16 protein-coding genes are annotated in these 12,657 nt (G+C 62.2%); 8 read left to right on the forward strand and 8 right to left on the reverse strand.

Annotated features, from left to right (window positions below; all coding sequences use genetic code 11):
• Positions 1 to 10: 10 nt before the first annotated feature.
• Entirely contained in the window at positions 11 to 1,309 is a 1,299-nt protein-coding gene (locus C5J22_RS16765) for a pitrilysin family protein (protein WP_105439127.1), read from the reverse strand.
• Positions 1,310 to 1,342: 33 nt separating this feature from the next.
• Complete coding sequence (thrC, locus tag C5J22_RS16770; protein WP_205837192.1) at positions 1,343 to 2,746, reverse strand: threonine synthase; 1,404 nt, start codon at positions 2,744 to 2,746, stop codon at positions 1,343 to 1,345.
• A 126-nt stretch (positions 2,747 to 2,872) separates the two neighbouring features.
• On the opposite strand from thrC, the gene C5J22_RS16775 reads away from it, so the two are divergent.
• Positions 2,873 to 3,442 carry a PilZ domain-containing protein gene (locus C5J22_RS16775; protein ID WP_105439207.1) on the forward strand — a complete coding sequence of 190 codons (570 nt, stop codon included), beginning with the start codon at positions 2,873 to 2,875 and terminating at the stop codon, positions 3,440 to 3,442.
• 24 nt (positions 3,443 to 3,466) lie between these two features.
• Here C5J22_RS16775 and C5J22_RS16780 read toward each other — a convergent pair whose 3' ends face one another.
• Positions 3,467 to 4,156 carry an HAD family hydrolase gene (locus C5J22_RS16780; RefSeq protein ID WP_046664509.1) on the reverse strand — a complete coding sequence of 230 codons (690 nt, stop codon included), beginning with the start codon at positions 4,154 to 4,156 and terminating at the stop codon, positions 3,467 to 3,469.
• 147 nt (positions 4,157 to 4,303) lie between these two features.
• On the opposite strand from C5J22_RS16780, the gene C5J22_RS16785 reads away from it, so the two are divergent.
• The 3 genes from C5J22_RS16785 to C5J22_RS16795 all read left to right on the forward strand — a co-directional run bounded on the left by C5J22_RS16785 (position 4,304) and on the right by C5J22_RS16795 (position 6,217).
• Positions 4,304 to 4,972: a GntR family transcriptional regulator gene (locus C5J22_RS16785; RefSeq protein ID WP_105439128.1), complete on the forward strand. Its 669-nt coding sequence runs from the start codon at positions 4,304 to 4,306 to the stop codon at positions 4,970 to 4,972.
• A 190-nt stretch (positions 4,973 to 5,162) separates the two neighbouring features.
• On the forward strand, positions 5,163 to 5,750 hold the full coding sequence (locus C5J22_RS16790; protein WP_105439129.1) for a biotin transporter BioY: 588 nt from the start codon (positions 5,163 to 5,165) through the stop codon (positions 5,748 to 5,750).
• On the forward strand, positions 5,747 to 6,217 hold the full coding sequence (locus C5J22_RS16795; RefSeq protein ID WP_172746657.1) for a DUF1284 domain-containing protein: 471 nt from the start codon (positions 5,747 to 5,749) through the stop codon (positions 6,215 to 6,217). The genes C5J22_RS16790 and C5J22_RS16795 overlap by 4 nt, the downstream gene beginning before the upstream one ends.
• Here the strand turns inward: C5J22_RS16795 and C5J22_RS16800 are convergent.
• Positions 6,168 to 6,851 (reverse strand): helix-turn-helix transcriptional regulator, encoded by a 684-nt coding sequence (locus C5J22_RS16800; RefSeq protein WP_105439130.1) that lies wholly within the window; start codon positions 6,849 to 6,851, stop codon positions 6,168 to 6,170. The two genes, C5J22_RS16795 and C5J22_RS16800, sit on opposite strands and share 50 nt — an antisense overlap.
• Positions 6,852 to 6,924: 73 nt before the next feature.
• Here C5J22_RS16800 and C5J22_RS16805 point away from each other — a divergent pair, with 73 nt between their 5' ends.
• Positions 6,925 to 7,254, forward strand: a complete 330-nt coding sequence (locus C5J22_RS16805; protein ID WP_105439131.1) for an NIPSNAP family protein — start codon at positions 6,925 to 6,927, stop codon at positions 7,252 to 7,254.
• The gene (locus C5J22_RS16810; protein ID WP_105439132.1) at positions 7,251 to 7,598 is read left to right on the forward strand and encodes an antibiotic biosynthesis monooxygenase; all 348 of its coding nucleotides are present in this window, start codon (positions 7,251 to 7,253) and stop codon (positions 7,596 to 7,598) included. The genes C5J22_RS16805 and C5J22_RS16810 overlap by 4 nt, the downstream gene beginning before the upstream one ends.
• Before the next feature lie 4 nt (positions 7,599 to 7,602).
• Here the strand turns inward: C5J22_RS16810 and C5J22_RS16815 are convergent, their stop codons facing one another.
• Together C5J22_RS16815 and C5J22_RS31240 are read right to left on the reverse strand one after the other, a co-directional pair.
• Positions 7,603 to 8,055, reverse strand: coding sequence for a hypothetical protein (locus C5J22_RS16815; protein ID WP_105439133.1), 453 nt, complete (start codon positions 8,053 to 8,055; stop codon positions 7,603 to 7,605).
• The gene (locus C5J22_RS31240; RefSeq protein ID WP_172746658.1) at positions 8,052 to 8,246 is read right to left on the reverse strand and encodes a hypothetical protein; all 195 of its coding nucleotides are present in this window, start codon (positions 8,244 to 8,246) and stop codon (positions 8,052 to 8,054) included. The genes C5J22_RS16815 and C5J22_RS31240 overlap by 4 nt, the downstream gene beginning before the upstream one ends.
• A gap of 180 nt (positions 8,247 to 8,426) precedes the next feature.
• On the opposite strand from C5J22_RS31240, the gene C5J22_RS16820 reads away from it, so the two are divergent.
• Positions 8,427 to 9,557: a site-specific DNA-methyltransferase gene (locus C5J22_RS16820; protein ID WP_105439134.1), complete on the forward strand. Its 1,131-nt coding sequence runs from the start codon at positions 8,427 to 8,429 to the stop codon at positions 9,555 to 9,557.
• 251 nt (positions 9,558 to 9,808) lie between these two features.
• The gene (locus tag C5J22_RS16825; RefSeq protein WP_172746659.1) at positions 9,809 to 10,573 is read left to right on the forward strand and encodes a S24 family peptidase; all 765 of its coding nucleotides are present in this window, start codon (positions 9,809 to 9,811) and stop codon (positions 10,571 to 10,573) included.
• 25 nt (positions 10,574 to 10,598) lie between these two features.
• Here C5J22_RS16825 and C5J22_RS16830 read toward each other — a convergent pair whose 3' ends face one another.
• Both C5J22_RS16830 and C5J22_RS16835 read right to left on the reverse strand, forming a co-directional pair.
• A complete protein-coding gene (locus C5J22_RS16830) occupies positions 10,599 to 11,213 on the reverse strand; it encodes an HAD family phosphatase (RefSeq protein WP_105439136.1) in 615 nt (204 codons plus the stop codon).
• A 99-nt stretch (positions 11,214 to 11,312) separates the two neighbouring features.
• Entirely contained in the window at positions 11,313 to 12,605 is a 1,293-nt protein-coding gene (locus C5J22_RS16835; protein ID WP_245440416.1) for an NAD(P)/FAD-dependent oxidoreductase, read from the reverse strand.
• Positions 12,606 to 12,657: the final 52 nt, after the last annotated feature.

The following is a 12,657-nucleotide window of genomic DNA, read 5'->3' on the forward strand; positions in this document are numbered from 1 at the left end:
GGCGGCCGGTTTAACCGGCAGCCTTCTTCGTCTGGATCCCCGGCGTGGAAAGCGCCGTGGAGATGTCGGTCAATGGCGCGAGCTGTTCGATCGGGCCGACCGCCGACAAGGTGGGAACTGTATCGAAAAACAGCCGTCCGGCAAGATCGGTGAGCCGCTCCGTGGTGATGCCTTCCAGCCGTTCCATCATTTCCGGGTTGGGGATGGGGCGACCATAAAGCATCATCTGGCGGGCGATCTGGCCGGCGCGGGCGGCCGGGCTTTCCTGGCCCATCAGAAGCTGGGCGCGGATCTGGGCGCGGGCACGGTCGATTTCCTGTTGATGAATGGTTTCCGAGGACTTGCGCAGCTCGTCGATGATCACAGGCACCAGCGTCGGCAACTCGCTGCCGCCGGTTGCCGCATGGATGCCGAAGATGCCGGTATCGGAAAAGCCCCAGTGGAAGGCATAGACCGAATAACACAGGCCGCGACGTTCGCGCACTTCCTGGAACAGGCGCGAGGACATGCCGCCGCCGAGGATGTTGGCGAGGATCTGCGAGCAGTAGAAATCGCGCATGTGATAGGCCTTGCCCTCGAATCCGAGCAGGACCTGCGCGTCCATCAGGTCGCGGGTTTCACGCACGTCGCCGCCGATGTAGCGGGCGACTTCCAGCACGGGCGGCGAACTCGGGGTCATCGGCAGGCTGGCGAAGCGCTCTTCCACCTGCTTGGTGAACGTCGCATGATCGACGGCGCCAGCGGCGACCACGAACATCCGGTCCGTCGTGTAATTGCGCGAAAGATAGTTGCGGATCTGCCCCGGGGTGAACCCCTTGACTGTATCCGGCGTGCCGAGGATCGGCCGGCCGATCGTCTGGCCGCGATAGGCGACCTCGGAAAACTTGTCGAAAACGACATCGTCGGGCGTGTCGTTGGCAGCACCGATCTCCTGGAGGATGACGTGCTTTTCGCGACGCAGTTCTTCCTCGTCGAAGGCTGATTCCGTCAGGATGTCGGCAAGGATATCGACCGCCAGCGGGACATGGTCCCTGAGCACGCGGGCGTAATAGGAGGTGGTTTCGGTGGATGTTGCGGCATTGAGTTCGCCGCCGACATTCTCGATCTCTTCGGCGATGTCACGGGCGCTGCGGCGGGCGGTGCCCTTGAAGGCCATGTGCTCGAGGAGGTGGGCGATCCCATGTTCGTCCTCGGTCTCGTTACGCGATCCGGATTTGATCCAGACACCCAGCGCGACGCTCTCCAGATGCGGCATGGTTTCGGTGACGACCGTCAACCCGGAGGCGAGCCGGGTGATTTCTACATTCATGTTTACGTCTTTCCGGCGCCGCCGATACCTCTGTTACTTAGCGCGGGCATGCTGGCCGATGAATGTTTCGACGGCCTTAAGCTCAGGCTCCAAGATATCGAAGCGCTCCTCCCTTTGCATAAGATCAGCAAGCCATGATGGAAGCGCCGGATCAATTCCGCAAGCGGATTTTACCGAGGCCGGAAATTTGGCCGGGTGCGCGGTGGCCAGAGTGACCATCGGGCTTGCCGGTTTTGCGTTCTTGCCTGCGACGAAAACACCGGTCGCAGTATGGGGATCGAGGAGGTACCCGGTCTCGGAAAGCGTTTCGCGGATGGTTGCGGCAACCTGTCGCTCCGTCGCCCGCCCGGCACGGAACTCGCGGCGGACGGCTTTCAGCGCCTCCGGCTTGATCTCAAAGCTGCCGGACTGCTTCAGCCCGGCCATCGCGGCGCGCACCGAAGCGGCGTCGCGGCCATAGGCTTCGAACAGTAGCCGCTCGAAATTGGACGAGATCTGGATGTCCATTGACGGCGAGGTGGTCGCCTTGACGTCGCGCATCTCGTAGCGGCCGGTCTTCAGCGTCCGGGCGAGGATGTCGTTGTCGTTGGTGGCGATCACCAGCCGGTCGATCGGCAGGCCCATCTTCTTGGCCACATAACCCGCGAAGATATCGCCGAAATTGCCGGTCGGCACCGTGAAGGAGATTTTCCGGTCCGGTCCCCCAAGCGAAACGGCGGCCGTAAAATAATAGACCACCTGCGCCATGATGCGCGCCCAGTTGATCGAGTTGACGCCCGAGAGCCTCACCCGGTCGCGGAAGGCGACGTCGTTGAACATCTCCTTGACGATGTTCTGGCAGTCGTCGAAATTGCCCTTCAGCGCCAGCGCATGCACGTTGGCGGCACTGGAGGTCGTCATCTGCCGCTGCTGCACGGACGAGACCTTGCCATGCGGGAAAAGGATGAAGATGTCGGTGCGCTCGCGGCCCGCGAATGCGTCGATGGCCGCCCCGCCGGTATCCCCCGACGTCGCGCCGACGATCGTTGCGCGCTCGCCGCGCTCGGCCAGCACATAGTCCATCAGCCGGGCGAGCAGCTGCATCGCCACGTCCTTGAAAGCGAGCGTCGTGCCGTGGAAGAGCTCGAGCACGAAATCGTTCGGCCCGGTCTGCACCAGCGGCACGACGGCCGGATGCCGGAACGTGGCATAGGCCTCGTCAATCATGCCCTTCAGCTTGTCGGCGGGAATTTCGTCGCCGACGAAGTGCTTGAGAATCTCGAAGGCAACCTCCTGATAGGTCTTGCCGCGCAGGGCGCGGATCTCCTTTTTGGAGAGCGAAGGCCATTGGCGTGGCACGTAAAGGCCGCCGTCGCGGGCAAGGCCCGCCATCAGCGCATCCCGGAATCCGAGCGGAGCGGCTTCGCCCCGGGTAGAAATATAGTCCACGACCATCAACCCCAATCGATTTTTATTCGCGCCGCTGATATAGACCAGGAAAATGGGCGGTGAAAGACCGGAAAGTGACGCTCCGGTTCGCCAGGTAAATGGCCCAGATATTGGGATGGAAGAGGGTTGAGTACGGTGTTTGCAAAGATTTCGCGTGGTCTTCTGGCGGTGTCGCTCGTGGCGGTTCTCGCAAGCTGCAATTCCTCGGCGCCGACAGAGGGGCTGACCCCGACCGCAACCGCCGCCCCCGCCGCTGAGGCAGCAACTCCCGTGGTGCAGGCATTCTGCCCGCCGGTCGTCATGCTCGAACAGACCGCCATTCACCGCGCCTATGCGCGCGGTGGCGAGAACACACCGGAAAAACTGCTCTACCAAGCCTCGCTCGCCGACGCGACACGCCAGTGCACCGCCAATGAGACGACGCTGACCATCAACGTCGTCGCGCAAGGACGTCTCGTCCAGGGCCCGGTCGGCGTCCCCGGCAAGGTCACCCTGCCGATCCTCATCGAAGTGGTCGACGGCGACAGCGTCATCTATTCGCAGAAGGTGGCTTTCCCGGTCGACATGCCGGCCGGCGGCACCCAGTTCATCTTCAACAAGGCGGATGTGCAGATCCCGAACGCGCAAGGCGGCGCCTCGCGCTTCACCCGCGTCCGCCTCGGCTACGACACCGGCCCGGCAAAGAAGCCGGCCCGTCGGAGCTGATAGAGAACCAACCGATCGGGGCGCTCAGAGCGCCCCGGCCCATTCGCCGAGCGCAGCAATAACGGCCGGCAAGTCCATCATCCGCGAAATTACGGTTTCGGCACCGGCGTCCGTCAGCCGGTCGGCATGGCTCGGATAGGTGTGCGATGCGCCGGTAAAACCGACGACGCGCATGCCGGCCGCCTTGGCGCCGTGGACACCATGGGTGGAATCCTCGATCACCAGGCACTTCTCCGGCGAAACTTTGAACTGCTCGGCGGCATGCAGGAAGATATCCGGCTTCGGCTTGACCCGATCCGGCCCAAGATCCTTGGCCGAATAGATATGCGGCGCGAAATAGGGTTTCAGGCCGACCTTTTCGAGCATCACGTCGAGCCGGTGGGTGCTCGAATTGGAGCAGATGCAGCGCTGCGTCGTCAGCCTTGCCAGCGCGAACTTCACGCCGTCGATGATCTTCACGTCGCGGGCAAGCCGTGCGTCAAGGATTGTCTCGGACTTGTCGAGCAGCGAGGCGGACAGCGGAATATCGGCTTCCTTTTCCACGGTCAGCAGGATGTTCTTCCAGGTCATGCCGGCGAAGCGCTCGCCCATTTCCTCGACGCTGATCGGATAACCCGCTTCGGTGAGCAGCCTGGATTCCACCTGCGCCGCGATGATTTCTGAATCGACGAGAACGCCGTCGCAATCGAAGATGATGAGGTCGAAGCTGCTCATGAGGAAATGCCTTCCATGGGCCTGATATAAGGTGAGGCGGCCTTTTATACGATGGCAGGACAAACCTCAACCAACCGCCGCGCATGGCTGGGACAAGCGTAGCGGGCGGCTCTCGACAAGCGGAAAACGGCGCACTAAGGAACGCTGATGGGCAAGGAACCGGAAGACACCATCGCCAGCCGCATCAGCCGCGTGCTTGCCGACCGCATTGTGCGTGGCGAGCTCGCCCCCGGTGCCCGTCTCCGCCAGGATCACATCGCCGAGGAATTCGAGACCAGCCACGTGCCGGTGCGCGAGGCATTCCGCCGGCTGGAAGCGCAGGGACTGGCGATCAGCGAGCCGCGGCGCGGCGTGCGCGTCGCCTCCTTCGATCTCGCCGAAGTCCGCGAAGTGGCGGAAATGCGTGCCGTGCTGGAAGTGCTGGCGCTCCGTCATGCCGCCCGCCACCTGACCCCGGCCATCCTCGATGCGGCGGAAGACGCGGCCCGTGAGGGCGATGCCGCTGCCGACGTGCATGCCTGGGAGGCGGCGAACCGCCGTTTCCACCGGCTGATCCTCGCCCCCTGCGGCATGAAGCGCCTGCTCGCCTCGATCGACGATCTGCATGCGGCAAGCGCCAGGTTCCTGTTCTCCGCCTGGCAATCCGGCTGGGAAAAACGCACCGACCACGACCATCGCGCCATCCTCTCCGCTCTTAGGCAGGGCAAGGCCGACGAGGCCGCCGCCATCCTGCAGAAACATGTGCAATGGATCGGCCGTGGCCCGCAGCCGGCCAAGACTGGTGCCTCGCGTGAGACTTTCGCCATCGTCGGTTAGTCACTTTTCAAAATTATAGATAATTTTATTTCCGCGAAATCTGGCCTCTATCGGCCGGTTCTGGTCGACTTGTGCCGTCGTTTCGGTTCCTTCCATCGTGTACTCGACGCCTAACTCTTGCGTCCGTCGAAAATTCACCTCATAAAATAGATGGGAATCAAAATTATCTATAATTTGAGAAGGAGAGCCGATGTCCCTGATTAATTCGTCCCAGACGCTTGTTTTCGATCCCTTTCGACTTGTCGAGCGGTCCGTGCCCGCCAAAGTCCTGTTCGTGCTTGCGGGCACGCTGGTGCTGGCGATCGCGTCCCGGATCGCCGTGCCGATGGTTCCGGTCCCGATCACCATGCAGACCTTCGCCGTGACCATGATCGGCGCGCTTTACGGCTGGCGGCTCGGCGCCGTGACGGTGCTTGCGTGGCTTGGGGAGGCTGCGCTTGGAGCGCCAGTGCTCGCCGGTGGGGCGGGCGGCATTGCCGTGTTCGCGGGGCCGACCGCGGGTTATCTCTTTTCCTTTCCGGTGATTGCCGCCGTTGCCGGCTGGCTTGCCGAACGCGGCTGGACCGGGCGGCGCATCGTCGCCAGCTTCTCGGCGCATCTCATCGCAAACCTTCTATGCCTTGCGCTCGGCTGGGCCTGGCTCGCGGCATTGATCGGCGCTGAAAAGGCGTTCTGGGCCGGCGTTGCTCCGTTCATCCTTGGTGCTGCACTGAAGTCGGGCCTGGCTGCAGCCGTCCTTGCCGCGGTCGCCTCCCGCAATCGCGCCGCGGCAGAGTGACGGTGAGGCTGCGGCCGCATCATCTTCTCTGCATGCTGACCTTTGTCGGCGAGGGCTATAGCCCAGCCTTCGTCGCCAACTATCGTCGTCTCGCCGGCCGGCTTTCCGCCGGCGAGCCAATCGAGATCGTCTCCGGCCCCGACGATATCTGCGCTCCGCTCCTGTCGGATGAAGATGCGCATTGTTTCGGTGCTTCGGTTGCCGGCCGCGACGCGGCGGCGCTGGCGGATATCGCCCGCCTGCTTGGGCGGGAGCTGGAGACCGGGGCGATGATCGCCTCCGATCAGGCGCTGTTCGAGACACTGCGCCGCGCCTTCTCCGCCGGCGTGACCCGCGAGGCTTGCACGGGCTGCGAATGGAGCAGCCTTTGCGATCGCATTGCAGGAGAAGATTACAAAGGCGCGCTGGTGATGAAGTTCAGCCCGCCGGAAACAGCGAAAGAAATTTCCGCTCGCCGTCCGGCGTAAACAGCACCGCGCGGCTCTCTTCACTGCGCCGTGCCCAGCCGTTTTCGAGGAAATGGGCAAGCAGCGCCTTGCCGAGCGTGCCGGCCAGATGCGAACGCCGCTCGCTCCAGTCGAGGCAGGATTTGCAGAGCGGCCGGCGATTGGATGTGAGCGATGCCACATGGATGCCGAGCGTGCCGAGTTCCGCGCGGCCGTCCTCGGTCATCGTCAGGTTCTCGCCATCGCTCTCGATGGCGCCGCGGGCGACGAAACTGTCGAGCATCCTGACCCCGTAGTCGCCGGCGAGATGGTCGTAGCAGACGCGCGCCTTGCGCAATGCCGGATCCTTCGGCCCTGGCCGGTGGCGTAGATGGCCTCTGCTTGCCGCAAACCCCATGATGTTTTCGAGCAGCGTGCCGGCGGCCGCGTCGGCAAGCGTGAAATAGCGATGCCGGCCCTGCTTGCGCTGGGTGAGAATGCCGCCTTCCTCGAGCTTGGAGAGATGCGAACTCGCCGTCTGCACCGTCACGCCGGCGGCTTGCGCAAGCTCCGTCGCCGTCAGCGCCTGGCCGCCCATCAGGGCAGTCAGCATGTTGGCGCGGGCGGGATCGCCGAACAACATCCCGATGCGGGCAATGTCTGGACCTTCCTTCATACTTCGACCGTAACCGAAGCATCTTCGTCTGGCAATATGGCAAAACACCTTCACAACAGAAGGAGACGAAGTCATGATCACCTGTTTCATCCGCTACGAAATCGACCCGTTCAAAAAGGACGAGTTCGCCGAATATGCCCGTAACTGGGGCCAGGCGATCCCGCGCTGCGGCGCCGATCTGACCGGTTATTTCGGCCCCCACGAGGGGTCGGCGACGACGGCCTACGGCGTCTACAATGTCGACAGCCTCGCCGCCTACGAAGCCTATCGCGCCCGGCTGATGGCCGATCCGCTGGGCCAGGAAAACTACGCGTTCTCGAAACGCGAACGTTTCATCCTGAAGGAGGACCGGATCTTCCTCAGGAATGTCTCGATGCCGCACGGAGCTTCGGTAAAGCCATGATCGCCGTCATCTTCGAAGTCATTCCCTATATGGGCGAGCGCCACAAATATCTCGACCTTGCCGGCGAGCTGCGGTCCGAACTGGAAACCATCGATGGCTTCATCTCGATCGAGCGTTTCGAAAGCCTCACCCTGCGCGGAAAAATCCTCTCCCTGTCTTTCTGGCGGGACGAGGAGGCGGTCAAGGCGTGGCGCAACCTCGAAAGCCATCGCGCCGCCCAGAAAGCCGGCCGCGGCGGCGTCTTCGCCGATTACCGCCTGCGCATCGGCCATGTCGTCAGGGACTACGGCATGTTCGAGCGGGACGAAGCGCCGAAGGACAGCCGCGAGGTGCATGTGGCTTAGATGTTTATTCGCTGCGTTTGATGGCGGCGAGCTTGCCGAGCTGCCGGCTTTCTTCAAGATGCATCTTGAGCAACTCGAACCAGTCGCTCGGCAAATGGCCAATCACGCAACTGTCGTCGGTGTCCGGTCGGCTTGACAGCCATGAGGCGGGACGTAAATCGGGACCCGGCCAGATGAAGACATTCAACTGGTCGGTATAAGCCCAGGACTGCTCCTCCGAGAGGCCGAGATACCTCAGCAGCTTTGTTGGCAGAGGTAATGCGCGTTGGTGAGATTTCGGTTCGCTATGCGAGATGCCGAGGCAATAGACGATCTCTTTGCTTCCATCGCGGACGGCGGACAAGACGATAACCGCAGGGCGCGTTTTCTCACCGTCGTCCCTTGTTCCGGATTGGGAATGCCAGAGATATTCGTAGGCGACAATGCTACCGACTGGCGCCGAAAGAGGGATTTTCAACGCGCCCGATCCGAGGGTTTTCGGGAGACAAGATTGCCTTCGTCGTCGAGGTCGTCGAGATTATAGGGCACGTCCGCCTTGACCTGCGCGGCGCGGATCGCTGCCATTTCCGCATCGCTGAGTTCTCGAGCAAGAAGCACTCTTCTTGCCGGCTGCTCGCCTCGCTTTGCGGATGCCTTTGTGGTGGGCATGATTGCACTCCATCGTTGTTCTTCAAAGATACGGCATGTGTCGGAATGATCAACCCGCACCATCTTTCCACGCCTCAAAATTTTTCCCGAAATCGTGCACCGCTTCAGGCTTTGGTAACCAAAATAGGTAACCATAACAGCGAGTAAAATTGGTATCGAGTAGAGCGTAGCGAGTAGCACATGGCAGCAGTTCTTCCGCTGGCCGACCTGAAGCGTCAGGTCCGTCCGGACACTTGGCTAAACTCCATCATCAAGGGCGATTGTGTCGCTGCTCTGGAAGCCTTGCCGGATCATTCCGTCGACGCGATCTTCGCCGATCCACCCTATAATCTCCAGCTTGGCGGCACTTTGCACCGTCCCGACCAGTCGCTGGTCGATGCCGTCGATGACGAATGGGACCAGTTCGCCTCCTTCGAAGTTTATGACGCCTTCACCCGCGCTTGGCTGCTCGCCTGCCGCCGCGTTCTGAAGCCGAATGGCACGATCTGGGTCATCGGCTCCTACCACAATATCTTCCGCGTCGGCGCGATCATGCAGGACCTGAACTTCTGGCTTCTGAACGACATCGTCTGGCGCAAGGTCAATCCGATGCCGAACTTCAAGGGCCGCCGGTTCCAGAACGCCCATGAGACGATGATCTGGGCGAGCCGCGACGCCAAGTCGAAGGGCTATACCTTCAACTACGATGCGCTGAAGGCCTCCAACGACGACGTGCAGATGCGCTCCGACTGGCTGTTCCCGATCTGCTCCGGCGGCGAACGCCTGAAGGGCGACGATGGCAAGAAGGTCCATCCGACCCAGAAGCCGGAGTCGCTGCTTGCCCGTGTGATCATGGCCTCGACCAAGCCGGGCGACGTCATTCTGGATCCCTTCTTCGGCACCGGCACGACCGGCGCCGTTGCAAAACGTCTCGGCCGCAATTTCGTCGGCATCGAGCGCGAGCAGGATTATATCGATGCGGCTTCCGAGCGCATCGCCTCCGTCGAGCCGCTCGGCAAGGCGGAACTGACGGTCATGACCGGCAAGAAGGCCGAACCCCGTGTCGCCTTCAACACGCTGGTCGAAAGCGGTCTCGTCAAGCCCGGTCAGGTCCTGACCGACGCGAAGCGCCGCCACAGCGCGATCATTCGCGCCGACGGCACGCTCTCGGCAAATGGCGACGCCGGTTCCATTCATCGCCTCGGCGCGAAAGTGCAGGGCCTTGATGCATGCAACGGATGGACGTTCTGGCATTTCGACGATGGCAAATCGCTCAAGCCCATCGATGAACTGCGATCCGTTATCCGAAACGGTATGGCGAAACTGGACTGATCCACCGGTCCCCGCCACATCGACCGAATGCCTTGTCCGGTTTCGTACCTCTAGTCCCGGACGAGGATAATTGGCGCCCGGGAAGGCTGATCCCGGGCGCCATTTCTTTTTGCGCGCCGCTCTGGTCGCCTCTGCCGCCTGATCAAACTCGACTTTGCGAAATTTCAGGTCTTCACGCCGTGACCCGCGCTTGATATCGTAGGTTGTATCGGGTTGAACGAATTGCTAATTTTGCGTTTTTGAAAATGTCCATGCCTGTCAATGGCGAGTTGCGCCACCGGATCGAGCGTGCGTTGGCGCGGTTCTCTCCAAGCTGGGAGGGCAGGGATGCCGCGCGCCGGGCGGTGGCGCTGAAGATGCTGATCCTCTGCGAACTGGCCGGCGGCCGCCTGCGCGTGGTGGATGCGCTCGGCCTCAACGACAACACGCTCGACAACTACCGTCACGGCAAGACCGAGCCACGCCACAGCACGCTCAACATGATGGCGGAGCTCGCCGAAGTGCCGATCGAATATCTCGGCAACGACTGGTCGGTCGAGGACGGGATCATCCATTTTTCGCCCCCCGAAATCCCGCCGGTCGGATTTTCCGAGCCGAGCCCGCTCTGGGATCTCGCCGATCGCATAGTCATCCCGGCTTATGAAGACGTTGTGTCCGGACAGTCTTCCCTCGATACCACATGGACGGCCATCCCCGGAGGTTTCTGGGCGAAGCTCTCGGTCGATCCGCAAAACATGCGGGTCGTATCCGCAAGCGGCGACAGCATGTCGCCGACGATCGTCGGCGGTACGCCTATTTTCGTCGACATCAGCGACCGCAAGCTGGAGGACGGGAGCGTTTATCTGTTCGATGCCGGCGCGGAACTGATCGCCCGGCGGGTGCAGCGGTTTGCCGATGGCAGTATCGAACTCCTGCCGGACAATCTGGAACGGTATCGCTCGCAGCATATCCTTAAGGACGGTTTAGCGGAGCTGAAGGTCGTCGGGCGTGTCTGCGTCGCGAGCCGGATCCTCTAGGGACCGGCCCCGCGACCGGACGGCCTTATACCTCGATGCCGTGGGCGATCAGGTCCTGCCGCAGCGTCTCGGCATCCTTGAAATGCACCGCCTGCCAGCCGGCCGCGCGCGCACCTTCGACATTTGCGTGGCTGTCGTCGATGAAGATCGAGGCCTCCGGGGTCAGGCCGAAGTCGCGGGCGTGCTTTTCGTAGATCCCCACGTCCGGCTTGATCAGACCGATCTCGCCCGACACGGTCACGCCCCGCGGCTTGTTGAGAAACGGGAAGATCTGTCTAGCCTCGGCGAACGTGTCGGCGGCGAAATTGGTCAGCATCGTCACGTCGTGGCCCTTGTCGATCAGCCCTTCCATGATCTTGACCGAGCCGTCATAGGCATGCGGCACCATTTCGTGCCAGCATTTGCGGAAGGCGCGGATCTGTTCCTCGCGCTCGGGATATTGCGCGACCAGCAGCGCCTCTGCATCTTCCCACTTGCGGCCGCGATCCTGTTCCAGGTTCCATTCGTGGGTGCAGACGTTCTCAAAGAACCATCTGCGCTCCTCCTCGTCCGGAATGACGCGAGCATAGGGAAGGTTCGGATCGTAGTGGATCAGCACCTTGCCGATGTCGAAGACGATGTGGTCGATCTTGGCTGCCATGAACAGGTCCCGGGAATATCAGTTCGAGGATTTTTCGCGCGATTCGGTAGCAAATGCCACCAACCTGGGAACGTATGACGGTCGGATCGCCAAAGGCGGTCACGAATGCCCCGCGATATGTCCGACAAGGCGAGGTGCTTCCTCGGTGATCGCCAAGATGATGCCTGACTTGCGTGTGGAGGCAAAGTCCAGCCCCGCGAAGTAAAGGCCAGGCAGGGCGGCCACGCCATCTGCGTGAACAGGCTGTCCCGCACTGTCGAGCGCACCGGGAAGCCTCATCCAACTGAAATCGCCCTTAAAGCCCGTGCACCACACCACGCTCGTTACGCCGGAGCGGAAGAGATCGAGCGTACCGATCGTCGGGCTCGACTGACACATCGCGACAGTCTCCGCCGGGTCCGGCTCCGCAACGGGTGCGTCGATCCCGGCGCGGCTGATATAGTCGTCGACATGGCGCTTGATATTGTCGGAGGCTTCATCCGCGAAGCGGACATTCGCTTCGACATCGCCGGCAAACGAGAGGCTACCGCCGTCCACGATGCCGATGAGACGCCCAAGAAGCACGACACCTTGGGCGCTCAGCGCCTGAAGGCTTATCGTATGCGTCGACCCGAGCACACCACGCGGCGGGATGCGTCCGGCAAGCCGAATAACTTCCTCCCGGCGCCCGTCGAGAAACCCGCTTTCGAGCAGCCAGACCATGATGTCGCGACCCCGGTAGCGCCGTGGCAGCCGCCCGACACGACTGGTCGCAAGGAAGACCATTCGACCCGCGCCCGCTAATTCTTCCGCGATCTGAACACCAGATTGGCCGCCTCCGACCACCAGCACCGCTCCATCGGGCAGATCGGCAGCGCTGCGGTAGCCGGAAGCGTCGATCTGGTGGAGAGCGGGCGTCAACTCGGCGGCCCAGACCGGGCGCACCGGACAATTCAGGCTGCCGCTTGCGACGATCACATTGCGTGCCAAAAGCGTGCCGCGTGAGGTACTCAGTCGATAGGCGCCATTCTCGTGCGTAAGTTCGCTCACGGCAGTATCAGGTTCGATCGGCAGCGCGTTGCGCCCGGCGAAGTCCTCAAGGAGAGCGACGAACTGGTCGCGCGTCAGGGCGCCATCCGGATCCGGACCGTCATAGCAGTCGCCCGGCATGACGGTCTGCACGTTGGGAGTATTCATCCGAAAGGAATCCCATCGCTGCGCGCGCCAGGTCTCTCCTACGCGGCCCCGCTCCAACACGCTGTGGCGCAGGCCCCGTCGCGCCAGCCAGTAGCTGACACCCAGGCCGGCCCAACCGGCCCCGATGACGACAGCATCGAGAACATCGCTGTCATCAGTCATTTGCTGCGGTGATCTCATAATCGCCCCGGCAATTTCGCCATTCCCGCGCAGCATTAAGCCTTGTCCACGGCAATGAGTCCAGCACCGCCGATTTCCCCCGACTGGC

Source organism: Neorhizobium sp. T25_13, assembly GCF_002968675.1.
GTDB lineage: Bacteria > Pseudomonadota > Alphaproteobacteria > Rhizobiales > Rhizobiaceae > Neorhizobium > Neorhizobium tomejilense.

Excerpts from the sequence above, each read along its gene's own strand:
- C5J22_RS16805 (WP_105439131.1), top strand. The coding sequence starts at position 6,925 with ATGATCACCTGTTTCATCCGCTACGAAATCGACCCGTTCAAAAAGGAC.
- C5J22_RS16830 (WP_105439136.1), bottom strand. The coding sequence starts at position 11,213 with ATGGCAGCCAAGATCGACCACATCGTCTTCGACATCGGCAAGGTGCTG.
- C5J22_RS16765 (WP_105439127.1), bottom strand. The coding sequence starts at position 1,309 with ATGAATGTAGAAATCACCCGGCTCGCCTCCGGGTTGACGGTCGTCACC.
- C5J22_RS16800 (WP_105439130.1), bottom strand. The coding sequence starts at position 6,851 with ATGAAGGAAGGTCCAGACATTGCCCGCATCGGGATGTTGTTCGGCGAT.
- C5J22_RS16835 (WP_245440416.1), bottom strand. The coding sequence starts at position 12,605 with ATGCTGCGCGGGAATGGCGAAATTGCCGGGGCGATTATGAGATCACCG.
- C5J22_RS16790 (WP_105439129.1), top strand. The coding sequence starts at position 5,163 with ATGTCCCTGATTAATTCGTCCCAGACGCTTGTTTTCGATCCCTTTCGA.
- C5J22_RS16820 (WP_105439134.1), top strand. The coding sequence starts at position 8,427 with ATGGCAGCAGTTCTTCCGCTGGCCGACCTGAAGCGTCAGGTCCGTCCG.
- C5J22_RS16810 (WP_105439132.1), top strand. The coding sequence starts at position 7,251 with ATGATCGCCGTCATCTTCGAAGTCATTCCCTATATGGGCGAGCGCCAC.
- C5J22_RS16785 (WP_105439128.1), top strand. The coding sequence starts at position 4,304 with ATGGGCAAGGAACCGGAAGACACCATCGCCAGCCGCATCAGCCGCGTG.
- C5J22_RS16780 (WP_046664509.1), bottom strand. The coding sequence starts at position 4,156 with ATGAGCAGCTTCGACCTCATCATCTTCGATTGCGACGGCGTTCTCGTC.
- C5J22_RS16825 (WP_172746659.1), top strand. The coding sequence starts at position 9,809 with ATGCCTGTCAATGGCGAGTTGCGCCACCGGATCGAGCGTGCGTTGGCG.
- C5J22_RS31240 (WP_172746658.1), bottom strand. The coding sequence starts at position 8,246 with ATGCCCACCACAAAGGCATCCGCAAAGCGAGGCGAGCAGCCGGCAAGA.